21 protein-coding genes and 1 pseudogene are annotated in these 22,226 nt (G+C 68.5%); 7 read left to right on the top strand and 15 right to left on the bottom strand.

The annotated features are described in order from the left end of the window. Positions 1-142: 142 nt before the first annotated feature. From A5711_RS19660 to A5711_RS19675, 4 genes are all read right to left on the bottom strand, one after another. Positions 143-592: a hypothetical protein gene (locus tag A5711_RS19660; RefSeq protein WP_067949451.1), complete on the bottom strand. Its 450-nt coding sequence runs from the start codon at positions 590-592 to the stop codon at positions 143-145. Positions 593-735: 143 nt separating this feature from the next. Continuing rightward, complete coding sequence (locus tag A5711_RS19665; protein ID WP_197520832.1) at positions 736-1,281, bottom strand: nitroreductase/quinone reductase family protein; 546 nt, start codon at positions 1,279-1,281, stop codon at positions 736-738. Beyond that, positions 1,281-4,430, bottom strand: a complete 3,150-nt coding sequence (locus A5711_RS19670; protein WP_067949453.1) for a serine/threonine-protein kinase — start codon at positions 4,428-4,430, stop codon at positions 1,281-1,283. Before A5711_RS19670 ends, A5711_RS19665 begins: the two co-directional genes overlap by 1 nt. A gap of 149 nt (positions 4,431-4,579) precedes the next feature. Beyond that, positions 4,580-5,182, bottom strand: coding sequence for a DsbA family protein (locus A5711_RS19675; protein ID WP_067949455.1), 603 nt, complete (start codon positions 5,180-5,182; stop codon positions 4,580-4,582). Positions 5,183-5,279: 97 nt separating this feature from the next. Here A5711_RS19675 and A5711_RS19680 point away from each other — a divergent pair, with 97 nt between their 5' ends. Continuing rightward, positions 5,280-6,110 carry an arylamine N-acetyltransferase gene (locus tag A5711_RS19680; RefSeq protein WP_067949457.1) on the top strand — a complete coding sequence of 277 codons (831 nt, stop codon included), beginning with the start codon at positions 5,280-5,282 and terminating at the stop codon, positions 6,108-6,110. Here the strand turns inward: A5711_RS19680 and A5711_RS19685 are convergent. Genes A5711_RS19685 through fadD3 form a run of 5 tightly spaced genes read right to left on the bottom strand, consistent with a single transcriptional unit; the run spans position 6,107 to position 11,831 of the window. Next, a complete protein-coding gene (locus tag A5711_RS19685) occupies positions 6,107-7,264 on the bottom strand; it encodes a pyridoxal phosphate-dependent aminotransferase (RefSeq protein WP_067949459.1) in 1,158 nt (385 codons plus the stop codon). The two genes, A5711_RS19680 and A5711_RS19685, sit on opposite strands and share 4 nt — an antisense overlap. Continuing rightward, a complete protein-coding gene (locus tag A5711_RS19690) occupies positions 7,261-8,211 on the bottom strand; it encodes an acyl-CoA dehydrogenase family protein (RefSeq protein WP_067949461.1) in 951 nt (316 codons plus the stop codon). Before A5711_RS19690 ends, A5711_RS19685 begins: the two co-directional genes overlap by 4 nt. Continuing rightward, entirely contained in the window at positions 8,208-9,143 is a 936-nt protein-coding gene (locus A5711_RS19695; protein WP_067949463.1) for an acyl-CoA dehydrogenase family protein, read from the bottom strand. The genes A5711_RS19690 and A5711_RS19695 overlap by 4 nt, the downstream gene beginning before the upstream one ends. Then, positions 9,140-10,285: an acyl-CoA dehydrogenase family protein gene (locus A5711_RS19700; protein WP_067949465.1), complete on the bottom strand. Its 1,146-nt coding sequence runs from the start codon at positions 10,283-10,285 to the stop codon at positions 9,140-9,142. Before A5711_RS19700 ends, A5711_RS19695 begins: the two co-directional genes overlap by 4 nt. A 1-nt stretch (position 10,286) precedes the next feature. Then, positions 10,287-11,831: a 3-((3aS,4S,7aS)-7a-methyl-1,5-dioxo-octahydro-1H-inden-4-yl)propanoate--CoA ligase FadD3 gene (gene fadD3 / locus A5711_RS19705; RefSeq protein ID WP_067949467.1), complete on the bottom strand. Its 1,545-nt coding sequence runs from the start codon at positions 11,829-11,831 to the stop codon at positions 10,287-10,289. 48 nt (positions 11,832-11,879) lie between these two features. Here fadD3 and ipdE1 point away from each other — a divergent pair, with 48 nt between their 5' ends. From ipdE1 to fadA6, 4 genes are read left to right on the top strand one after another with little or no spacing between them, the layout of a single operon-like run. After that, on the top strand, positions 11,880-13,028 hold the full coding sequence (gene ipdE1 / locus A5711_RS19710; RefSeq protein ID WP_067949469.1) for an acyl-CoA dehydrogenase IpdE1: 1,149 nt from the start codon (positions 11,880-11,882) through the stop codon (positions 13,026-13,028). Then, positions 13,025-13,813 (top strand): (5R,7aS)-5-hydroxy-7a-methyl-1-oxo-2,3,5,6,7,7a-hexahydro-1H-indene-carboxyl-CoA reductase, encoded by a 789-nt coding sequence (gene ipdF, locus A5711_RS19715; protein ID WP_067949471.1) that lies wholly within the window; start codon positions 13,025-13,027, stop codon positions 13,811-13,813. Before ipdE1 ends, ipdF begins: the two co-directional genes overlap by 4 nt. 45 nt (positions 13,814-13,858) lie before the next feature. Next, on the top strand, positions 13,859-14,461 hold the full coding sequence (kstR2, locus tag A5711_RS19720) for a TetR family transcriptional regulator KstR2 (RefSeq protein ID WP_156664354.1): 603 nt from the start codon (positions 13,859-13,861) through the stop codon (positions 14,459-14,461). A 4-nt stretch (positions 14,462-14,465) separates the two neighbouring features. Then, positions 14,466-15,626 (top strand): steroid 3-ketoacyl-CoA thiolase FadA6, encoded by a 1,161-nt coding sequence (gene fadA6, locus A5711_RS19725; protein WP_067949473.1) that lies wholly within the window; start codon positions 14,466-14,468, stop codon positions 15,624-15,626. A gap of 99 nt (positions 15,627-15,725) precedes the next feature. Here fadA6 and A5711_RS19730 read toward each other — a convergent pair whose 3' ends face one another. From A5711_RS19730 to echA20, 5 genes are read right to left on the bottom strand one after another with little or no spacing between them, the layout of a single operon-like run. Further along, entirely contained in the window at positions 15,726-16,151 is a 426-nt protein-coding gene (locus A5711_RS19730) for a nitroreductase (RefSeq protein WP_067949475.1), read from the bottom strand. 41 nt (positions 16,152-16,192) lie between these two features. Further along, the gene (ipdC, locus tag A5711_RS19735) at positions 16,193-17,269 is read right to left on the bottom strand and encodes a (3aS,4S,5R,7aS)-5-hydroxy-7a-methyl-1-oxo-octahydro-1H-indene-4-carboxyl-CoA dehydrogenase (RefSeq protein ID WP_067949477.1); all 1,077 of its coding nucleotides are present in this window, start codon (positions 17,267-17,269) and stop codon (positions 16,193-16,195) included. After that, the gene (gene ipdB / locus A5711_RS19740) at positions 17,269-18,012 is read right to left on the bottom strand and encodes a cholesterol ring-cleaving hydrolase subunit IpdB (protein WP_067949479.1); all 744 of its coding nucleotides are present in this window, start codon (positions 18,010-18,012) and stop codon (positions 17,269-17,271) included. Before ipdB ends, ipdC begins: the two co-directional genes overlap by 1 nt. Further along, on the bottom strand, positions 18,009-18,893 hold the full coding sequence (ipdA, locus tag A5711_RS19745) for a cholesterol ring-cleaving hydrolase subunit IpdA (protein WP_067949481.1): 885 nt from the start codon (positions 18,891-18,893) through the stop codon (positions 18,009-18,011). The genes ipdB and ipdA overlap by 4 nt, the downstream gene beginning before the upstream one ends. Further along, positions 18,890-19,648, bottom strand: a complete 759-nt coding sequence (gene echA20, locus A5711_RS19750) for a (7aS)-7a-methyl-1,5-dioxo-2,3,5,6,7,7a-hexahydro-1H-indene-carboxyl-CoA hydrolase (protein ID WP_067949483.1) — start codon at positions 19,646-19,648, stop codon at positions 18,890-18,892. Before echA20 ends, ipdA begins: the two co-directional genes overlap by 4 nt. A gap of 59 nt (positions 19,649-19,707) precedes the next feature. Here echA20 and A5711_RS19755 point away from each other — a divergent pair, with 59 nt between their 5' ends. Beyond that, positions 19,708-20,493, top strand: a complete 786-nt coding sequence (locus A5711_RS19755) for an SDR family oxidoreductase (RefSeq protein WP_197520833.1) — start codon at positions 19,708-19,710, stop codon at positions 20,491-20,493. Between the two features lie 14 nt (positions 20,494-20,507). Continuing rightward, on the top strand, positions 20,508-21,413 hold the full coding sequence (locus tag A5711_RS19760) for an SDR family oxidoreductase (RefSeq protein ID WP_067949485.1): 906 nt from the start codon (positions 20,508-20,510) through the stop codon (positions 21,411-21,413). Positions 21,414-21,576: 163 nt separating this feature from the next. Here the strand turns inward: A5711_RS19760 and A5711_RS27745 are convergent. Further along, positions 21,577-22,226 (bottom strand): annotated as a pseudogene (locus A5711_RS27745) (hypothetical protein); the annotation flags it as partial.

The raw sequence follows: 22,226 nt of genomic DNA on the forward strand, positions 1-22,226 counted from the left end.
TGCGACGATTCGTTGGCGCGAAATGTCAAGGGAGGACAACGCCGCCACATCCGCGAAGCGGTCGATGCGCCCGGCCCGGCATTGTGGGCTACCCGATGGCTCGCTGAGGGGGCGATCCAGCCGGTAGCCCAGTGGGCCTTGGTCAGCCGGCGGGCGGCCGATCAGAGGCGGCGCGGTGACTGCCGACCTGGCCGGCCTCGTGAGCGACTGCCGGTTGGTCTGAGGATTCAGGCTCACCCGTTTGCTTTTCCGCCCCGGGGTCAAGGCTGTCGGCACGGTCCCATTGCTCACGGAGCTGCTCGCGCGATGTCGCGACCTCGCCTTGATGCTCGGCTGCCCGCTCTTGCAGCCGTGCGGCCTCGGCGGCCTTGACCTCCGCCTCGGCTTGCGCCGCGCGAGCCTTGGCGGCCGTCTCCTGCGCCAAGGCTTCCCGCCGCTCAACTTCGGCCGTGGCCAGCCTCGCTTGTTCGCGAATCTCCTCGGCCTGTCGCTGCCGCCGGCGGCGCCGCATGCTGTTGAGCGCGACGACCGCGACGAGAATGAGCAAGATCGCCGCCGCGGCGACCACGATCCAGGTAGTGCTGCTATTCATCCTCGGCTCCCGTCAGATCGGTTGTCGCCCGTGCTGGGCACGGCTCGTAGCAGGGTCCCCGTATTTGGCGCAAGTAAAACAACCGACTTCGACAGTGCCAGGTGCCGGCTGAATGGCGCCCACCCTGGCCGCTCACTTGGGTGCTACGGCGCTGTTCCTCGTTGCCCACCGTCGCGCCGGTGCCCTTGCGAACCGGACGGGTCGTCGGGGATGACCCGGAAGACGGGGTAGCGCGCGGCGATGCGCTCGAATTCGGCCAATGGGGCGTTGCTGCCGAGCGGAATGTGTGGGCGCGCCCCGGGCGCGACCGCGACGTAGCGGCGCAAGATCGGTGCGCGGGCATCGGTGCCAACGTCGAGCAGGTGGACCGGTTCCGCCCGCCTACGGCGCAGGACGGCCCTCCCGCCGGCGGCACGAACATTGCGCACCCAGTTCGCGTCGTTGCCGAGCATCGACACCAAATAGTGCATGCCTTCGTAATCGACGACGACCACCGGCACCGAGACCACCCGTCCGGACCGCCGTCCAAGCACCTCGAGGGTCATCGCCCGCGCCGGGGAGAGAATGCCGGCTGAATACTGCAGTGCGGACAGTCGATTCAGCACTCTGGCCGGAAAGCCGGGCCGCCCACCCCGATACATCCACCGCTTGACGCCGTACAACCAGTCGACAACTACGCTGATCGTCATTACATGAAGTCGAGCGCCTCCACGGTCGCGATCGGGCCCTCGTGGGTCGGCCGGTTCGCGCCGCCGATGCAGTAGACGGTGTTGCCCACCGTCGCCACCACCTCGGCGTGGCGCGCGGTGGGCATCGGCGGCAGGGTGCTCCACTTCGCGTCGGCGATGTCGTACATCTCGACGACGTTCAGCACCATCGTCGGCTCCTCGCCGCCGACGACCACGATGCGGCCGTCGATGTAGGTCGCGCCGTAACTCCCGCGCGGGGTCGGCATGCCGACCAGTTTGGTCCAGTTGCCCGATTGCGGATCGAACCGTTCGTTCGCCGAGGAGTTCTTGTCGGCCGAAAGGAACCTACCGCCGATCGCGTACACGTAGGTGCCATCCGACACCGCGGCCAGATGTTCGCGCGGCGTCGGCATGTCGGCGGCGTCCTGCCACGAACTGCCGTCGAAGACCTCGGTCTGCGGGACGACCTGTTTGGCGTTCTGGCCGCCCACCGCGACGAGCTTGTCACCCACCACCGCCGCCGCCGGTGCAGCGCGCGCGTGCGTCAGATGTGGCAGCTCGACCCAATTGCCGCCGCGCAGCGCGAACACCTTGTCGGACGCGTCGGCCAGCTGATCGCTGGCACCGCCGAGCACCACCACCTCGCCGCGATAGGCCGCCGCCGCCGCGTGATGCAGCGGGATGGGCAGGGGCGGCCCGGTCTGCCAGGCGCCGGTCTGCGGGTCGTAGCTCTCCACCGTCTGTAGCGCGACGCCGTTGCGCAGGCCGCCCACGATCCAGATCTTGTCGTTGACCACAGCCCATGCCGTCATCAACCGGGCGGTGGGCGCGTCCGGCAGCGTGCGCCACTGAGACGCCGGCTGGATCCTGCGGGCCGGCAATTTCAGGGCTTCCGCCGACGAGGTGAGCTGGCCGTCGCCGACGGCGGTCGACCCACCTATCGCGTACACGGACTTCTCCACCGCGTCGACGGCCATGCCGTGTCGCGCGGTGGTCATGTCGGGCAGACCCGACCACGTCTTCGTCATCAGGTCGAAGGCGGAGACGCTCTTGAGGATTTGCCCGGCCGACACGCCGCCGACCGCGACCAGGCGCCCGTCGACGATCGCCACGCCGAGGTCGCTTCGCGGCTGGCTCAGCGCGGGCAACGGCGCCCACGTCTTCGCGGCCGGGTCGTACGCCTCGACCGTCGCCAGATCCGTGGATCCGCTGGCGCCGCCCACGGTGTACACCAGCTTTCCGTCCGAGGCGGCGGCCAGCATCTGACGCGGGGTCGGGATGGGCGCGCCAAGGGTCCAGGTGTTGCCGTCGAACACCTCGGTGGTGTTCAGCAGCGCGCCGCTCGCGTCGACCCCGCCCGTGACGACCAGGCGGTCGCCCACCACGGCCGCCGCTGCGGCCGCCCGGGGCTGCAGCAGGTGCGGAAGCTCGACCCAGCGGCTGTTGACGACCCGCCAGACCTGGTCGGTGGCAACGGGTTTGCCGCCCTCGCGCTTCCAGCCGCCGAGGACGACGGGGTTGCCCTGCCAGGTGACCGCCATGGCGTGCGAGACGGGGACGGGTAGGTCGTCGCCGCCCTTCCAGCTGTCAATGACGGGGTCGTAACCCTCCTGCAGTCCGGTCAGCGCGCCGTCGCTGCGGATACCGCCGAAGATCCAGATCGTGCCGTCGGCCTGCGTGGTGGCCGCCGCGTCCCGCGAGATGCGCGCGTTGGTGATCGGCTTCCACTGCATGGGCGGCTGCGCGGTCGGTTGGCCCGACGTACCCTTCGAACCGGCGTTGTTGTCCGGCGAGAGGGCGAAATAGATCCCCCCGGCTACCAATAGCACGACCGCCGCGACCGCGCCGGCCGCCAGCGCGATGCGGTTCCGCTTCTTCCCGGGCTCCGTGAACCAAGCCGCGGCCCGGTCCCTCGGACTACGCGGCGGGCCCTGGGCGCCGCCGTTTCGGCCCGGCGGCGGGGCTGCGTTAGGCGGCCGCACCTTCGGCTGGGTCGCCGGTGCCTTTCCTCCGCGCAACAAGCTGGCCAGCTCGGCGGGCGCCGGCGGTGGAAGCGCCGCGGTCTCCAGCGCGTGATCGCGGCCGAGCGGAGCGCTGATCGCGGAGGTCGGGTCGTCGTGCCCACCCGGCCCACGCGTCGGCGCGGGCATGCTCGATGTGTTCAGGGCGGACGGCCGCGCCACCTCGCTGTGGCCGCCGGGTGGGACCGACGCGGCATACGGGACGTCCCCCGCCACGGCCGAGGGACGTCCGGTGATGGCCATCGCGTCGGGTTTCAAACCATTGGCGCGCTGGGCGGCCTGCAGCTCGCGGCCGAACTCCTCGGCCGAGGAGGGCCGCTCGGCCGGGTCGATCGACATCGCCCGCTCGATCGCCGAGCACACCGCGTCGGGGATGCCGTCGGGACGCATGTCCGGGATTCCGGTGGTGCTGATCCGCAGGTACTGCGCGATCAGGTCTTCGCCCTTCTTGCGCTCGTGCGCGGCGTTGCCCGCGATGAGTGCGTAGAGCGTGGCGCCCAGCGAATACATGTCGGAGGCGACCGTGGCGGGATTGCCCGTCATCACCTCGGGCGCGGTGAAGTCGATGGTGCCGGAGAAGAAACCGGTCGCCGTCTCGTATCCGCCCTCGATGTGGGCGATCCCGAAATCACTGAGCTGCGGCTCGCCGTAATCGTTCACGAGGATGTTGGCGGGCTTGATGTCGCGGTGCAACGTACCGGTTCGATGCGCGGTTTCCAGTGCGCCGCAGAGCTTTACACCAATGTGCAACGCCTCGGGCCACGCGACGGGCCCCTCCCGGCGCAGCCGGACTGCCAGCGAATCCGCCGAGTGGTAGGGCATCACGATGTAGGGCTTGCCGCTCGGGGTGACGCCGACCCGCAGGATGTTGACGATGTTCGGGTGCCCGGAGAGCCCGCCCATCGCGTAGCCCTCGCGGAGGAACCGTTCCCGGCTGTCGTCGTCGATGTGCGACGGCAGCACCTTCACCGCAACGCTTCGGCCGAGGGCGGTTTCGTAGCAGCAGTAGATAACCCCCGCCCCGCCCCGAGCTACTTGCCGCGCGTCCTCGAACCCCGCGGCCGCCAGCTCCGCGGCGATGCCGCTCGGTACCGGCGCGACACTGTCAGGCCGGGGCTCTTCAGGCATTTGCTGGCGCTCTACCCTCCGCGAAAGATGTGACGGGCGAGCTCAAGATTAGCGCTCAGAACCTCGCGGGTGGGCCTTTCGGCAACCTTGGGTTCACCCGGCCGCGATCCGGCCGGGGAAAGTTAGCCGAGAACGCCGCTCGGGCGCACTCAGCCGTCGATGGTCGGCGGGCCTTGATGGGGCCGTTGCAGCTCGGCGAATTCCGGAACCTCGGCGATGGTGAGCACGGCCTCCAGCAAGCGAATACCGTCCTGCTTGTTCGGTGTTCGGGTCAGGACAGGGCCGGAGAACGCGTGGTCGTCGATCGCGATGATCGGGCTGCCGGCCTCGTCGCCCAAGGCGTCCTGGCTGGCGTGGTGCGCCCGCTTGACCGCTTCGTCGAAGCCGCTGTCGTCGAGCGCTTCGGCGAGCCTCTCCTCGAGGCCGTTCTCGGCGAGGGCTTCGCGGATCGCGGCTGCGTTGAGTTCGTCGCCACGCACGTGGATGCGTTGACCGATCGAGTCGTAAAGGTCCGCGAACGCGTCCGGCCCCCGCTCCGCGACGGCCGCGGCGAACAGGCGTCCCAACCGCGTCGACCGGTCCATCATGCGTTGCTGTTTCGCGTCGGCGTCCTGGCCCTCGTTGAGCACCGCCAGGCTCATCTGCCGCAGGGCGACCGGCGTGTGCGTGGATTGCGCGGCGTCGCGCAGCCAGCGCGCGGTCACCCAGGAGAACGGACAGACTGGGTCGAGATAGAGGGCTATGTCGGGCACGGGTTCCTCCTTCGAACCGGGGCTTAGGGCTAGGGGACGGCATACCCGCTACCGGCCGTCGCACGCCTGGCGATGGCGTTGGCAGCAGAATGGCCCTATGACGCTGAACGTGGGCGAGTACTTCGAACGCATCGGCTATCGCGGCGCCGCGGATCCCAACCTCGACGTCCTGCGGTCCTTGGTGAGCGCGCACACCAAGGCGATTCCCTTCGAGAACCTCGATCCGGTGATGGGTGTGCCGGTCGACGACCTGAGCCCGGGCGCCCTGGCCGGCAAGCTGGTTCAGCGGGGCCGCGGTGGCTACTGCTACGAGCAGAACGGCCTGATGGGCTACGTGCTGAGCGAGCTGGGCTTCCGCGTGCGGCGCCTGGCCGGCCGGGTGGTGTGGATGCGGCCGCTCGACGCGCCGTCACCGCCGCAGACGCACACCGTGCTGGCGGTGACGTTCCCCGGCTCCCACGCTTCGTATCTCGTCGACGTCGGCTTCGGCGGCCAGACACCCACCTCGCCACTGCGGATCGAGACCGGCAGTGTGCAACAGACGACGCACGAGCCCTACCGGCTGGAGGACCGGGGCGACGGCCTGGTCTTGCAGGCCCAGGTTCGCGGCGAGTGGCAACCGCTGTACGAGTTCAGCACCCGGACCGCGCCCGACATCGACCTGCAAGTGGGCAGCTGGTTCGTCTCGACGCATCCCTCGTCGCACTTCGTCACCGGACTGACGGCCGCGCGCGTCACCGACGACGCACGGCTGAACCTGGCCGGCCGAAACCTGGCCATCCACCGCGCCGACGCCAGCGAGAAGATCCGCCTGGACGACGCGGCGGCGGTAATCGACACCCTCAGCGCCCGGTTCGGCATCAACGTGTCCGACGTCGGCGACCGCGGCGCCCTCGAGGCTCGCCTCGACAAGATCCTGGACGCTTAGATCCAGGACCCGATCCGCCGCAGGGCCTCATCGATGTCCTCCGTCGGTCCGGCGAACGACAGCCGAACGAACGAATTGCCGTGCGCGGTGTCGAAATCGATCCCCGGCGCGATGGCAACGCCGGTGTCGCTCAACAACTTCGAGCAGAAACCGGTCGAATCCTTGGTCAGGCCGGAGACGTCGGCATAGACGTAGAACGCGCCGTCGGTGGGCGCGAGCCGGTCGATGCCGATCCGGCGTAGCCCATCGAGCAGCAGCGCGCGGTTGGTCGCGTAGTGGTGCAGGTTGCCGTCGGCTTCGGCGATCGCCTCGGGAGTGAAGGCCGCCACGCCCGCCAGTTGCGACAGCACGGGCGGGCAGATGGTGAAGTTGCCGGTCAGCCGGTCCACCGCTCGCAGCAGCGCCGGCGGTACCAGCATCCAGCCCAGCCGCCAACCCGTCATGGCCCAGTACTTCGAAAAGCTGTTGACCACCACGGCGTCTCGTGATGTCTGCCAGGCGCAGCTGGTCTGCGGCGCCCCCTCGTACACCAGGCCGTGGTAAACCTCGTCGCTGATCAGCCGCACCCCGGACGCCTCGCACCACGATGCGATGGCGGCCAGCTCGGACGGCGCTATCACGGTCCCGGTGGGATTGGCCGGGCTGGCGACGATCACGCCGTGGGGCGGCGGGTCGAGTTCGGCGAGCATCTGCACGGTGGGCTGGAATCGGGTCTGCGGGCCGCAGGGGATTTCGACCACTTCACATCCCAACGCGGACAGGATGTTTCGGTAGCACGGGTAGCCGGGACTGGCCAGCGCCACCCGGTCACCGGCGTCGAAGCACGCCAGAAACGCGAGCAGGAATCCGCCGGAAGAACCCGTGGTGACCACCACCTCGTCTGGTTCGACCCGAAGCCCATGCTGGCGTTGGTAATCCGCCGCTATCGCCGCGCGCAGCTCGGGGGTCCCCAGTGTGACCGTGTAACCCAGCTCGTTGAGGTGCAGGGCGGCGGCCGCGGCCGCGCGCACCGGCTCCGGCGCCCCCACGCTGGGCTGGCCGGCCGACAGGTTCACCAGGTCGCCGTGGCTGCGCTGGCGCTCGGCCGCGGCCAGCCACACGTCCATCACATAGAACGGCGGGATGGCGGCGCGCAGCGCGACGTGGTCGTTCACGACGTCTCGAGCACCTCGGCTTCCAGGCGTGCCAGCAGTTCCCGCGGTGCGGCGAGCAGATGCGCGCTGCCGTGGGCGCGCTTGAAATACAGGTGCATGTCATGTTCCCAGGTGATCGCGATCCCGCCGTGCAGCTGGATGCCTTCTGCGGCCGCGGTGCACAGGGCGTCGGTCGCGGCGAGGCGCGCGGTGGCCGCGTTGGTCGGGGTGGGCTCGTCGCACGCGTCGGAAACGACGGCCTTCGCGGCGGCGATCGTGACGTACAGGTCGGCCATCCGGTGCTTGAGGGCCTGGAAACTCCCGATCGGCCGGCCGAATTGCACTCTGTCCTTGGCATATTCGACCGTGAGCTCCAGGCACCGTTCGGCGGCGCCGATCTGCTCGGCTGCCAGCAGGATCGCCGCCGTGTCGGCGAGGCCGGGGTCGGTGCCGATCGGTTCGGTCGCCTCAGCCTTGAGGCGCGCGAGCCGCCGGGTCGGGTCCATGGTGGTGACGGGCTGCGCGCCGAATCGGGTCCACCGGCTCAATTGGCCGTCGCCGACGGCGACTACGACGTCGGCGATATCGCCGTTGACCACATAGTCGGCGTCGAGCACCAGCGCGCCGATCGAGGTACCCTCGGCGAGGCCGCCCAGCGTCTCGGCGTCGGGCTCGGGCGCGGCCAGCAGCGCCAGCTCCGCCAGCGTCGTGCCCAGCAGTGGCGAAGGGACCAGGGCCCGGCCCAGTTCTTGCAAAACCGTTGCGGCATCGGCTAGTTCGCCACCGGCGCCACCCAATTCCTCGGGGATGACCAGCGCGGCGGCGCCCACCTGCTCACACAGCAGCTGCCACAGCGACTCGTCGTAGCCGCGGTCCGACTCCATCGCCGCGCGCACCGCCGCCGGGTTCGCGTGCTTGGCCACCAGGGCCGCGACGGTCTCGCGCAACATCTCCCGTTCTTCAGTCACAGCGCCTCCAGCACTCGCCGCCGATGCTCCTCGGGCGTACCCCAGGCCGAACGCAATGCCTGCACCCGCAGCAACCACAGGGACAGGTCGTGTTCCTGGGTGAACCCGATCGCGCCGTGGGTCTGCAACGCCGACCGCGCGGCAAGCAGGCCCGCCTCGGACGCCGCCGCCTTGGCCGCGCTGACGTCGCGGGCCTCCAGCGTCAGGGCCGCGCCGTACAGCAGCGGCCGGGCCAGCTCGATCGCGATGTGGACGTCGGCGAGCTTGTGCTTGATCGCCTGATAGGAACCGATCACCCGGCCGAATTGAGACCGCTGCTTGGCGTAGTCGACGGTGTCGCGCAGCAGCGCCTCGGCCGCGCCGACCAGCTGCGCGGCGGTGGCCAGCGCCCCGAACTCGTAGGCGCACCTGACGTCGGCTTGCCGGGGCTCGCCAGACGCGGTGACGTCATAGAGGCGCCGGCTCGGATCGACCGACTCGTGCTCTCCACCCGGGGTCGCTTCGGCGACGCCCTCGTCGGTGGCCACCAGCACCAGCCCGGCCGTGTCCGCGTCCACGGCGCGCGGCGTCTGCGGCGGCATCGCGACGGTGGCGATGAGCTCACCGGAGGCCAGGGCGGCGCAGCGGTCGTCGTCAGCGAGCAAAACCGGTGCCACGGCGATGGATTCGGCTACCGGCCCGGGCACGCACCACCGGCCCAGGCGTTCGAGCGCGACCACCAGGTCGACCGGATGCGCCTCGATGCCGTCGAACTTCTCGGGGACCGCCAGCGCGGTGACGCCGAGGTCGGCCAACTGGCCCCACACCTTGCGGCCGGGCGCGGTATCGACCGCCGACCACGCGCGGATCACGCCGGGCAGGTCGGCCGCGCCCAGGGCGGCGTCGATGCTGGCCGCGAAGTCACGCTGCTGTTCGTCTAGCGCAAATTTCACTTCTTGCTCCCGGACTTCTCGCGCGGCAGGCCCAGCAGCCGCTCCGAGATGATGTTGCGCTGAATCTCGTTGGTGCCGGCGTAGATCGGGCCGCCCAGCGCGAACAGCAGGCCATCGGTCCACTTGCCGGCGAGCTCGCCGTCAGCCGCGAGTACGTCGAGCGCGGTCTGGTGCAGCTCCACGTCCAGGTCCGACCAGAACACCTTGGTCACCGACGATTCGGCGCCCAGCTCACCGCCCTCGGCCAGCCTGGTCACCGTGCCGAAGGTCTGCAGCCGGTAGGCCTGTGCCTTGATCCAGCCATCGGCGACGCGGTCGGCGAAGGCCGGGGACGAGCCGCTGTCCTTCCAGAGCTGCACCAGCCGCTCGGCGGTCGCCAGGAAGCGGGCCGGGCTGCGCAGGGACATGCCGCGCTCGTTGCTCGACGTGCTCATCGCGGCGCGCCAGCCCTCGTTCGGGGTGCCGATGACGTCGTGGTCGGGGACGAACACGTCGTCGAGGAAGATCTCGCCGAAGCCGGTGTCGCCGCCCAGTTGCACGATGGGTCGCACGGTGACGCCCTTGGCCTTCAGGTCGAACATGAAGTACGTCAGGCCGTTGTGCCGCTCGGCCGCCGGGTCCGACCGGAACAGCCCGAAGCCCATTTCCGCGAACGGCGCGCGGGAACTCCAGATCTTCTGCCCGTTCAGCAGCCACCCGCCGTCGGTCTTGGTCGCGGTGGATCGCAGGGAGGCAAGGTCGCTGCCGGATTCCGGCTCCGACCACGCCTGTGCCCAGATCTGTTCGCCACTGGCCATTTTCGGCAGGATACGGTCCAGCTGCTCTTCGGTGCCGTGGGCGAACAGCGTCGGCGCCAGCATCGAGGTGCCGTTGGCGCTGGCCCGTCCCGGGGCGCCGGCGCGAAAGTACTCCTCCTCGAACACCACCCAGTGCAGCAGTGGCGCGTCGCGACCCCCGTATTTCTCCGGCCAGGTGATCACCGACAGCCCGGCGTCGAACAGCACGCGGTCCCACTGGCGGTGCTGGGCGAAGCCCTCGGCGTTGTCGTAGGACTTCGTCGGAATCGAATCGGCGTTGGCCGACAAGAATTCCCGCACCTCTGCCTGGAAGGACAGGGTCTCTTCGTCTAATTCCAGATCCACTTCACGTCCACTCTCGCAGTTGTGGTTTGACCACCTTGCCGCCCGGATTGCGCGGCAACGCGTCGACGAACCGCACCGACCGCGGCGCCTTGAAGTTCGCCAAATGTTCACGGGTGTAGGCGATCACGGACTGTTCGTCGAGGTCGGCGCCGGGCCGGGGCACCACGAACGCCCGGCCGACTTCGCCGAGGCGCTCGTCGGGAACCCCGATCACCGCTGCGTCGGCGACCCCCTCCATCCGGGCCAGCACCTGCTCGACCTCGGCGGGATAGACGTTGAATCCGCCGCAGATGTACATGTCCTTGAGCCGGTCGGTGATGCGCAGGTTGCCGGCCGCGTCGACGGCGCCGATGTCACCGGTGTGCAGCCACCCGTCGGCGTCGATCGCGGCCGCCGTGGCGGCCGGGTCGTCGAGGTAACCCAGCATGACGTTCGGCCCGCGCAGCAGAACCTCACCCGCTTCGCCGGGAGTTGTTGCCGCGATGCGCAATTCGAAGTCCGCGAACGGGCGCCCACAGGTCGTGGCGACGGTGACCGCGTCGTCGTCCGCGCGGCACATGGTGCCCATGCCGTTCGCCTCGGTCAGCCCGTAGGCGGTCAGCACGATGTCGATGTCGAGCTCGGACTGCATTCGCTCGACCAACACGACGGGAACGGTGGCCGCTCCGGTCACCGCGAACCGCAGCGAGCTCAGGTCATAGTCCTTGCGCCGCGGATGGTCCAGCAGCGTCTGGTAGATGGTGGGCGGTCCCGGCAGCACGGTGATGCGGTGTTGCTCGATCGCCTGCAGCGCGCGCAGCGGGTCGAAGGTCAGGTGCGGGATGAGCGTCGCACCGGTCTGAAGGCAGGCCAGGATGCCGGCTTTGTACCCGAAGTTGTGAAAGAAGGGGTTGATGCACAGGTAGCGGTCGTCGCTGGTGATCTTGCCGTTGGCGGCCCACGACGCCGACGCCGACAGCGATTGCCGGTGCGCGCAGAGCACCCCTTTGCTGCGGCCGGTGGTGCCGGAGGTGAACAGGATGTCGCTGACGTCGTCGGGGGTGACCGCGGCGGCGCGGGTTTGGACCGCCGTCGTGTCGGAGCCGCGGGAGATGAAGTCGTCCCACGTTCCGTCATCAGCCTCGATCGGAATTCGCACGATGTGCCGCAGGGCGGGCAGGGCGTCAGGGCCCAAGCGGTCCAGGTCGGCGATGCGATCGTGGCCGAGGAATCGACCCATCCCGAACAGCACGGGCGCACCGGTGCGAGCCAGGATGTCGGCGGCCTCCTCGGCGGTATAGCGGGTGTTGAGGGGCACCATCGCCGCGCCGGCGTGGTGGATCGCCAGGCAGGCCACCACCCAGTGCCAGGTGTTCGGCGACCAGATCGCCACGCGGTCTCCCGCTTGCACGCCGAGGCTGATCAGCGCGGCCGCCGCCCGATGCACCTCGTCGCGCAGGGCGGCCGCCGTGAACGACCGCTCGTCGGTGATCAACGCGTCGTGATCGGGGAGTTGCTGCGCCAAACGATCGAGCGCCGCCGGTACGGTGCGCGGATCGCTCCCCATGGATGCTCCTCTAACAAAGCAAGTGCTTGGTAGGTTAGCCTACAGGGCATGCAGGACGTCGAGGAGTTCCGGGCGGAGGTCCGCGGTTGGCTCGCCGACAATCTGGTCGGCGAATTCGCAGCTCTCAAGGGCCTCGGCGGACCGGGGCGCGAGCATGAGGCGTTCGAAGAGCGCAGGGCATGGAATCAGCATCTGGCCAAGGCCGGCCTGACCTGCCTGGGCTGGCCGGTGGAACACGGCGGCCGGGGGCTCTCGACGGCGCACCGGGTGGCGTTCTACGAGGAGTACGCCAAAGCCGACGCCCCGGACAAGGTGAACCACTTCGGCGAGGAGCTGCTCGGCCCGACGCTGATCGCCTTCGGGACGCCCGAGCAGCAGCAGCGCTTCCTGCCGAAGATCCTCGACGTCACCGAGCTGTGGTGCCAGGGCTATTCCGAGCCCGGCGCCGGCAGCGATCTGGCCAACGTCTCCACCACCGCCGAATTGGACGGCGACCAGTGGGTGATCAACGGCCAGAAGGTTTGGACCTCGCTGGCGCACTGGGCGCAGTGGTGCTTCGTGGTCGCTCGCACCGAGAAGGGCTCCAAGCGGCACGCCGGGCTGTCCTACCTGCTGGTTCCGCTGGATCAGCCCGGGGTCCAGGTCCGCCCGATCATCCAGCTGACCGGCGACTCGGAATTCAACGAGGTCTTCTTCGACGACGCCCGCACCGACGCAGGCCTGGTGGTCGGCCAGCCCGGCGACGGCTGGCGGGTCGCCATGGGCACGCTGACCTTCGAGCGCGGTGTCTCGACGCTCGGGCAGCAGATCCGCTACGCCCGTGAGCTTTCCAACCTGGCCGGCGTCGCGCGGCGCAACGGCGCCGCCGACGACCCGTTCATCCGGGAGCGGCTGACGCGGGCGTGGACCGGGCTGCGGGCCATGCGTTCGTACGCACTGGCCACCATGGACGTGGAGCAGCCCGGCCAGGACAACGTGTCGAAGTTGTTGTGGGCCAATTGGCATCGCGATCTGGGCGAGCTGGCGATGGACGTGATCGGCAAGCCGGGGCTGACCCTGTCGGACGGCGAATTCGACGAGTGGCAGCGGCTTTTCCTGTTCACCCGCGCCGACACCATCTACGGCGGCTCTAACGAGATCCAGCGCAACATCATCGCCGAGCGGGTGCTCGGCCTGCCCCGGGAGGTAAAGGGATGAGCCTGTCCGAAGCTCCGAAAGAGGTTGCCGGGCACGGGCTTCTGCAGGGCAAGGTGGTCGTCGTGACCGCGGCCGCCGGCACCGGGATCGGCTCGGCGACGGCGCGCCGGGCCCTGGTCGAGGGCGCCGACGTGGTGGTGTCCGACCACCACGAACGACGGCTGGGGGAGACCGCCGCCGAACTGTCCGGGCTGGGCCTGGGCCGGGTCGAGAGCGTGCTGTGCGACGTGACGTCCAGTGCGCAGGTGGACGCGCTGATCGCGTCGACCACCGCTCGGATGGGCCGGCTCGACGTCTTGGTCAACAACGCCGGGCTGGGCGGTCAGACGCCGGTGGTCGACATGACCGACGACGAGTGGGACCGCGTCCTGAACGTGACCCTGTCGTCGGTGTTCCGGGCCACCCGGGCGGCGCTCGCGTACTTCCGCGACGCGGACCATGGCGGCGTGATCGTCAACAACGCAAGCGTTCTGGGCTGGCGGGCGCAGCACTCGCAGTCGCACTATGCGGCCGCCAAAGCGGGCGTGATGGCGTTAACCCGTTGCAGCGCAATCGAAGCCGTCGAATACGGGGTACGGATCAACGCGGTGTCCCCGAGCATCGCCCGGCACAAGTTCCTGGACAAGACCACCTCGACGGACCTGCTCGACCGGCTGTCGGCCGGTGAAGCGTTCGGGCGGGCGGCCGAGCCGTGGGAGGTGGCGGCCACCATCGCCTTTTTGGCCAGCGACTACTCCAGCTACCTGACCGGCGAGGTCATCTCGGTGTCCAGCCAGCATCCGTGAGCGTCCCTGCTAGCCAAGCAAGCGCTTGGTTGATACTCTGATCGGGTGGACCGAGTGGCCGGTCAGGCAAACAGCCGCCGCGACGAGTTGTTAGAGCTCGCCGCGACCATGTTCGCCGAGCGCGGATTGCGCGCCACCACCGTGCGCGACATCGCCGACAGCGCGGGCATCCTCTCCGGCAGCCTGTATCACCACTTCTCCTCCAAGGAGGAAATGGTCGACGAGCTGCTGCGCAGTTTCCTGGACTGGCTGTTCGCCCGCTACCGAGAGATCGTGGACAGCGAGGCCAACCCGCTGGAGCGGCTCAAGGGGCTGTTCATGGCGTCGTTCGAAGCGATCGAGCATCGGCACGCGCAAGTCGTCATCTATCAGGACGAAGCCCAACGGTTGTTGTCGCAGCCCCGGTTCTCCTACATCGAGGACATGAACCGCCAGCAGCGCAAGATGTGGGTCGAGGTGATCAACCAAGGCATCGACGAGGGCTACTTCCAGCCCGACCTCAACGTCGACCTCGTCTACCGTTTCATTCGTGACACCACGTGGGTGTCGGTGCGCTGGTACCAACCTGGCGGGCCCCTCACCGCACAACAGGTGGGTCAGCAATACCTCGCCATCGTTCTTGGTGGGATTACCAAAGAAGGAGTCTGACATTATGGCTGAGGCATACGTCATCGACGCTGTGCGTACCGCGGTTGGAAAGCGCAACGGATCGCTGGCCGGGGTGCATCCCGTGGACCTCGGCGCCCTTGGTTGGCGTGGGCTGCTCGACCGGGTCGACGTCGACCCCGCCGCCGTCGACGACGTGATCGCCGGCTGCGTGGACGCCATCGGCGGGCAGGCGGGCAACATCGCGCGGCTCTCGTGGCTGGCCGCCGGCTACCCCGAAGAGGTTCCCGGCGTCACCGTGGACCGGCAGTGCGGGTCTAGCCAGCAGGCGATTTCCTTTGGCGCACAGGCCATCATGGCCGGCACGGCCGACCTCATCGTGGCCGGCGGTGTGCAGAACATGAGCCAGATCCCGATCTCGTCGGCCATGACCGTGGGCGAGCAGTTCGGGTTCACCTCGCCGACCAACGAGTCCAAGCAGTGGCTGCACCGCTACGGCGACCAAGAGATCTCTCAGTTCCGCGGCTCGGAGCTGATCGCCGAGAAGTGGAACCTCTCGCGCGAAGAGATGGAGCGCTACGCACTGACCAGCCATGAGCGCGCGTTCGCCGCGATCCGCGGCGGCCACTTCGACAACGAAATCATCACCGTCGAAACGGAATCCGGGCCGTTCCGGGTCGACGAGGGTCCGCGTGAGTCGTCGCTGGAGAAGATGGCCGGGCTGAAGACGCTCGTCGAGGGCGGCCGGCTGACGGCGGCGATGGCCAGCCAGATCTCTGACGGCGCCAGCGCGGTGCTGCTGGCTTCCGAGCAGGCCGTGAAGGACCACAAGCTGACTCCCCGCGCGCGCATTCACCACATCAGCGCCCGCGCCGCCGATCCGGTGTTCATGCTGACCGGGCCAATCCCGGCCACGCGGCACGCGCTCGAGAAGGCCGGGCTGTCGATCGACGACATCGACACCGTCGAAATCAACGAGGCGTTCGCGCCGGTGGTGATGGCCTGGCTCAAGGAGATCAAGGCCGACCCGGAGAAGGTCAACCCGAATGGCGGCGCGATCGCCCTTGGGCACCCGCTGGGTGCGACCGGCGCCAAGCTGTTCGCCACCATGCTCAACGAACTCGAGCGCATCGGCGGCCGCTACGGCCTGCAGACGATGTGTGAGGGCGGGGGCACCGCGAACGTCACCATCATCGAGCGGCTGTAGGGCCCGGCGCCCTTCGTCGGTTGCCGCGACACTGAAACCACGCACCCGACACGCCGTAAACGGTGTGCGTGGTTTATGTCTCGACGAACGGCGCCGAGCTCAGTTCGGCGACGAAGCGTCTGACACTTTGAGGTAATGCGCGATGCCGAGTCGGGCGAACGTGCGTTTGCGGTCGGCCGACAGCATGGGCAAGGCCGCCTCGGCGTCGATCACCTCGGGCTGCGCGACGTCGTAGCTCTCGCCCTGGCAGGAAATGCTCGCCCGCCCCGCGGCGAGGACGTTCTGCAACCAGTCCACTCCGGTGCCGTAAGGCAGCGGGATGACGAACCCGCTGGCCGTCCGGTCAGCGACGACCGGCGTGGCGAACTGCTTGCCCGACCGCCGGCCGGTGTGGTGGATCACCGACGCATACCAGTGTTTGCGCCCGGCCAGGCGCAACATCAGCGGGTTGAGCAGGTATCTGTTGGAAACACGGATCGCGCCCAGCAACGGCTTGGGCCACGCTTCAGGTAATAGCGCACTCATGACTCCACGATGATCGCGGGCCCGCGCCTAAGCCAGGGTCTTTAGTCGCCGGATTCGATCAGCGCGGATGCCGCCTGTAGGTGCTTGATCGCGTCACACACGATCGCGTCGATCAGCTCGGCGCATGATGGCAGGTCCTCGAGGATGCCGGCGACCTGGCCGGAAGCGAGCACCCCGGCCTCGGTGTTGCCCTCGACCAGACCGGCCTTCAACAGCATCGGGGTATTGGCCGCCATCACCACCTGAGACCAGGTCAGCTCCTTGCCGTGGCGCATGGCCATGCCGTCGCGGATCATCGACCGCCAGGTCATCTGCGACATGTGCTTGAACTTCGCCGCGTTGCGCACGGCCGCGGTGAGGCCCCGCACCGGCGAACCGCTTTCCAGCCTCTCGACCAGCCCGGTGCGCAGCACCCGGTGCGGCATGCCGTCCACCCGCGTGGTCACCACCGTGCCGTCCAGCGCCGCCTCGAGGTAGCGCCGCTTGACCGCTTCGGGCACGGTCGAATCGGAGGTCAGCAGGAAGCGGGTGCCCATCGCCACCCCGGCGGCGCCGTAACTCAGCGCGGCCGCCAGCCCGCGCCCGTCGAAGAACCCGCCCGCCGCGATCACCGGGATGCCGGTGCCCTGCACGGCGTCCAGCACCGACGGCAGCAGCAACGTGGTGGCGACGGGTCCGGTGTGTCCGCCGCCCTCGCCGCCCTGCACGATCATCGCGTCGGCGCCCCAGGCCGCGACCTTGCGCGCGTGCTTGGCGGCGCCGATCGACGGGATCACCACGGCGCCGGCCTCTTTCAGCCGCGCGATCAACTCCTGCTTGGGCGCCAGCGCGAACGACGCCACCTTCACGCCCTCGCGGATCATGAGATCGACGCGGTCACCGGCGTCCGCGGCGTCGGCGCGGATGTTCACCCCGAACGGTTTGTCGGTGGCGACCTTGACCTTTCCGATGGCCGTCGCCAGCTCGTCCAGCGTCATGGTGGCCGAAGCCAGGATGCCCAGGCCGCCCGCGTTCGCCGTGGCGGCCACCAGCCGGGCGCCGGCCACCCAGCCCATCCCGGTTTGTACCACCGGATGCTCGACACCGACCAGCTCGGTCAGCGGCGTGCGCAACTTCATCAACGTATCTCTCTGTCGCGCAGGGACTTCGGGTCGATCACCTCGCGGATCAGGTGGAGCTCGTCGTCCGTCGGCAGTCTGGTCTCCCCGGCCTCGTCGACGCCATGCACGTCGAACGACGTGGCCTCGCGAACGTCGTCGGGTGACACCCCGGGATGCAGCGTCAGCGCGCGCATCGTGTGGTCCGGGCCGCCGAAGTCGAACACGCCCAGGTTGGACACGACCCGATACGTGTTGGCGAAGCGGAACGCCGGATTGTCCGGGTCGACCTTGTCCCAGCCGATGCCGCAGACCACGTCGACGGTCTCGCAGAACACCCGCTTCGAGTGGTTGCCCACCCAATAACTGGTCGCGTGGTTGATCGCGTTGCCGGGCGCGCCACGCAGGCCGAACATCTGCCTGGTCGGGTGTTGCAGTGGCCCGAATGCCGAGATGTTCTGATTGCCAAACCGGTCAACCTGATTCGCGCCCATCACCACGTGCCGGCGCCCCCAGGCGAGGGTCTCGAACACCCGGCCGAACGGCATCCAGCCCTCGACGGGTCCGGTCTTGCCCAGGGCCGGGGTATCGGCCAGTAGTTGCGCCTCGCCATCGGTCAGCAAGATGTCGGGCGAAAAGGTCAATCGCGCCAGCCGCGCACCGACGGAGGCCATGTTCGTCATCGGGCTGACCATTATTTCGCCTGCGTCCCTGAACAGTTCGGCACAGGCGACTGCGCAGACCTCGGCGCGGGTGTTGCTCACTTTCCGGCCTCCTCTGCGAATGCGCGAACCGCAGCCTGGTAGTCGTCCTCGCTGCCGGACAAATACGTCTGGACGAACTTCTGCCAGCCCTCGTCGGTCGATGCCGCCTCGGCGTAGTGTCGCTGGAACTTCTCGTCGCGGCCGTAATCCGGCGCGGCGGTGGTGAAGTGGGCGCCGCCGGGCGCCTCCACCACGGCGTCGACCATCATCCGGTTCACCAGCAGGGCCTGCGGGGGAACGGCCTTGACCAGCTCCTCCGTGGAGACGACGCGCTCCACCGACAGGAAGCACTTGTCGGCGGACATCAGGAACAGGTCGTCGAAGTAGGGGTCGATCCCGGTGTAGGCCGCATTGCCTTGGCAGTCACCGAGATTAAGGTGCACAAAGGCCGCGTCCAGGCGTAGCGCCGGCATGGCGATCAGCGTCTCGTTGCCGCCCTCGGGTGCCGGGTAGGGGCTGGTCACGGTCTGCAGCTCGCCCTCCCAGAAGTCGGGGACCGAGCTGCCCAACCCGGCCCTAATCGGCAGGAACGGCAGGCGTTGCGCGGCGGCTTGCAGACCGCACCGCAGCATGCCCTCGTCCATTTCCCGGGCCTCGATGGCGCCGCTGGTGCGCGCCTTGGCGAACCACGGGTCGTAGAAGGGTGGGGAGTCCAGCGAGACGAAGCCGTAGTAGGCGCGTTTGACCTTGCCGGCCGAGCACAGCAGGCCGATGTCGGGTCCGCCGTAGGTGACCACGGTCAGGTCCTTGACATCGGTGCGCAGCATGGCGCGCACGAACGCCATGGGCTTGCGCCGGGAGCCCCAGCCGCCGATGCCGATGGTCATGCCGCTGCGCAACTGCCCGACCGCCGCGTCGAGGGTGGTTCGCTTGTCGCTCATTCCTTCTTGCCCTTCGCCGTACCGGCGAACGCATCGCGGTGCTCATCGGCGACGCCGGCCAGGTTGAGCTCGAACGTAAAGCCTTGCTCCATGCGGTAGCTCGAGTTGACCCGCTGCACGTCGATGAGGTTGAGCGCCTCCTTGGCCGCGCGGATGACGCGGGTGTCCTTGGCGGCGATGTCTCGCGCCACCTTCAAAGCGGCCTCGTCGAGCTGGTCGCGCGGCACCACCTCGTGCACCGAACCGAAGTGGTGCAAGGTGGCTGCGTCCACGGTGGCGGCGGTGAAGAACAGCCGCCGCATCAGGTGCTGCGGGACCAGCCGGGAGAGGTGGGTGGCCGCGCCCAGGGCGCCCCGCTCCACCTCGGGTAACCCGAACGTGGCGTCGTCGGAGGCCACGATGACGTCGGCGTTGCCAACCAGGCCGATGCCGCCGCCGACGCAGAACCCGTTCACTGCCGCAACGACCGGGACCGCGCACTCATACACGGCGCGGAAGGCGGCGAAGCAACCCCGGTTGGCGTCGATCAGGGCGGTGAATCCCTCGGTGCGCTGCATCTCCTTGATGTCGACCCCGGCGTTGAAGCCACGGCCCTCGGCCCGCAGGATGACGACGTGGGTCTCGGGGTTCTGACCGGCCGCCGTGATGACGTCGGCCAGTTCGAACCAGCCGCGCGACGGGATGGCGTTGACCGGGGGAAAGTCGACGGTGACCGCGACGATGCCCGGCTCGGTGGTTTTGGATGTGATGGGCACGGTGCCACTTCCTTGTGGGGTAACTACCTAAGCAAGCACTTGCTTGGTACGCTAGCACAGTGACTCGCGCCGAAGCACCCGACGCCATCAACTTGGGGCTGGCCGGGCGGGTGGTCCTGGTCACCGGCGGGGTCCGCGGAGTGGGCGCCGGCATCAGTTCGGTCTTCGCCGCGCAGGGCGCGACCGTCATCACCTGCGCACGGCGGCCCGTCGAGGGCCTGCCCTATGAGTTCCACTCGTGCGACATCCGCGACGACGACGCCGTCAAGGCACTGATCGACTCCATCGTCGACGAACACGGCCGGCTCGACGTCGTGGTCAACAACGCCGGCGGTTCGCCGTACGTGCTGACCGCGGAGTCCAGCGCGAAGTTCAACCGCAAGATCATCGAGCTCAACCTGATTGGCGCGCTGTCGGTTTCACAACACGCGAACGCTCAAATGCAAAATCAGGACCGCGGTGGGTCGATCATCAACATCTGCAGCCTGTCCGGTCGGCGGCCGTCGCCGGGCACCGGCGCCTACGGGGCGGCCAAGGCCGGCCTGGAAAGCCTCACGCAGACCCTCGCGGTGGAGTGGGGCCCGAAGGTCCGGGTGAACGCCTGCGTCGTGGGCATGGTCGAGACCGAGCAATCCGAACTTTTCTACGGCGACGCCGACTCCATCGCCGCCATCTCGAAGAACGTGCCACTGGGCCGGCTGGCCAAGCCCGAAGACATCGGTTGGGCCACAGCGTTTCTGGCGTCGGACGCGGCGTGCTACATCAGCGGTGCGTCGCTGGAGGTGCACGGCGGCGGTGAGCCGCCGCACTATCTGGCCACAACGAACGCCAGTGCGATCAAGTAGAGGAGACACGAACAATGGGAGTGGTTGACGGCCGCGTCGTCATCGTCACCGGAGCGGGCGGCGGCATCGGTCGCGCGCATGCGCTCGCCTTCGCCGCCGAAGGCGCCCGCATTGTGGTCAACGACATCGGGGTGGGTCTCGACGGTTCGCCCGCCGGGGGCGGCAGCGCCGCGCAGGGCGTTGTCGACGAAATCACCGCGGCCGGTGGGGAAGCCGTCGCCAACGGATCCAACATCGCGGACTGGAACGAGGCCGCGGGCCTGATCCAGACCGCCGTCGACACCTTCGGGGGCCTGGACGTTCTGGTGAACAACGCCGGCATCGTGCGCGACAGGATGATGGCCAACACCAGCGAAGAGGAGTTCGACGCCGTCATCGCCGTGCACCTGAAGGGCCACTTCGCCACGATGCGGCACGCCGCGTCGTACTGGCGCGGGCTGTCCAAAGAGGGCAAGACCGTCGACGCGCGAATCATCAACACCAGTTCGGGTGCCGGCCTGCAGGGCAGCGTCGGCCAGGGCAACTACAGCGCGGCCAAAGCCGGCATCGCGGCGATGACGCTGGTCGGCGCCGCGGAGATGGGCCGCTACGGCGTCACCGTCAACGCCATCGCGCCGTCGGCGCGCACCCGCATGACCGAGACCGTCTTTGCCGAGATGATGGCAACGCAGGACCAGGATTTCGACGCCATGGCCCCGGAGAACATCTCACCGCTGGTCGTCTGGCTGGGCAGCGCCGAGTCCCGCGACGTCACGGGGAAGGTGTTCGAGGTCGAGGGCGGCAAGATCCGGGTCGCCGAGGGTTGGGCGCACGGACCGCAGATCGACAAGGGCGCGAAGTGGGATCCTGCGGAACTGGGGCCGGTGGTCGCCGATCTGCTCGCCAAGGCGCGCCCGCCGGTTCCGGTCTACGGGGCTTAGGGCGAACTCCCCAGCGCGGTGACCAAGGTCGTCGAACACTGCGATGGGGACTGTGCCAAAGCCGAGTCGACCTGGCTGAGACTGAAGCGCGGCATCGTTGGTCGCAGCGTTGCCCGTGAGGAACACCTTCGTAGATGTCGTACTCGGCTACCGCGATCGATCGTCAGCCGCTGACTTTCTGGCTGGACTGACCGATGGAGGTCTGCTTGTTGTTGTAGTCGACCGTGCACTTCACCGTTGTGTCATAGCTGGTTCCCAAGGGGGGCCACAACATGTCGGTAATCGTACCGGTGCTGTTCGCAGCGACGTCGATGCTTCTATCGACCTCCTGCGGCCCGAATCCGCTGGATTTCGTAGCCGTGTAGCTGCATTTGGCGGGCAGGCTGGAGTTGTTGGTGATAGCCACGCGGGCATTGAATCCATTCCGCGAGATGTTCACCGCGACGGCGTTCGTCGGCGCGCCGCATTGCTGGCCGGCTGGGACGGTGTCGGTCACCGAGCCGGTAGGGCATTTCACCGGAGCCGGATCTCCGGGGCAATTCGAGCCGGGAGGAAGAGTCTTTCCCGCGTCCGGTCCGCCGGTGCATCGCACGGGCAACTGCGCCGGTGCTGGCGCCGGCGCGGGCGCTGGTGCGGGAGGTGCCGCCGCCGCAGGTGGCACATACGTGTAGTCCGACCAGGCGCCGCAATCATCCGTACCTGGGAAGTGCTTGCGACAACCTTGGATCGAGAAGGTCTGCGGCGTCGTACTTGCAGGGATGATAAAGGACGCGGTGTTGTTGCACCCCTTGCTGAGCTCGGGTTGCATGAAAT

Origin of the sequence: Mycobacterium sp. E2238 (assembly GCF_001672665.1) — a bacterium.
Lineage (GTDB): Bacteria > Actinomycetota > Actinomycetes > Mycobacteriales > Mycobacteriaceae > Mycobacterium.

Excerpts from the sequence above, each read along its gene's own strand:
- A5711_RS19660 (WP_067949451.1), bottom strand. The coding sequence starts at position 592 with ATGAATAGCAGCACTACCTGGATCGTGGTCGCCGCGGCGGCGATCTTG.
- A5711_RS19665 (WP_197520832.1), bottom strand. The coding sequence starts at position 1,281 with ATGACGATCAGCGTAGTTGTCGACTGGTTGTACGGCGTCAAGCGGTGG.
- A5711_RS19670 (WP_067949453.1), bottom strand. The coding sequence starts at position 4,430 with ATGCCTGAAGAGCCCCGGCCTGACAGTGTCGCGCCGGTACCGAGCGGC.
- A5711_RS19680 (WP_067949457.1), top strand. The coding sequence starts at position 5,280 with ATGACGCTGAACGTGGGCGAGTACTTCGAACGCATCGGCTATCGCGGC.
- fadD3 (WP_067949467.1), bottom strand. The coding sequence starts at position 11,831 with ATGGGGAGCGATCCGCGCACCGTACCGGCGGCGCTCGATCGTTTGGCG.
- ipdE1 (WP_067949469.1), top strand. The coding sequence starts at position 11,880 with ATGCAGGACGTCGAGGAGTTCCGGGCGGAGGTCCGCGGTTGGCTCGCC.
- ipdF (WP_067949471.1), top strand. The coding sequence starts at position 13,025 with ATGAGCCTGTCCGAAGCTCCGAAAGAGGTTGCCGGGCACGGGCTTCTG.
- fadA6 (WP_067949473.1), top strand. The coding sequence starts at position 14,466 with ATGGCTGAGGCATACGTCATCGACGCTGTGCGTACCGCGGTTGGAAAG.
- A5711_RS19730 (WP_067949475.1), bottom strand. The coding sequence starts at position 16,151 with ATGAGTGCGCTATTACCTGAAGCGTGGCCCAAGCCGTTGCTGGGCGCG.
- ipdC (WP_067949477.1), bottom strand. The coding sequence starts at position 17,269 with ATGAAGTTGCGCACGCCGCTGACCGAGCTGGTCGGTGTCGAGCATCCG.
- ipdA (WP_067949481.1), bottom strand. The coding sequence starts at position 18,893 with ATGAGCGACAAGCGAACCACCCTCGACGCGGCGGTCGGGCAGTTGCGC.
- A5711_RS19760 (WP_067949485.1), top strand. The coding sequence starts at position 20,508 with ATGGGAGTGGTTGACGGCCGCGTCGTCATCGTCACCGGAGCGGGCGGC.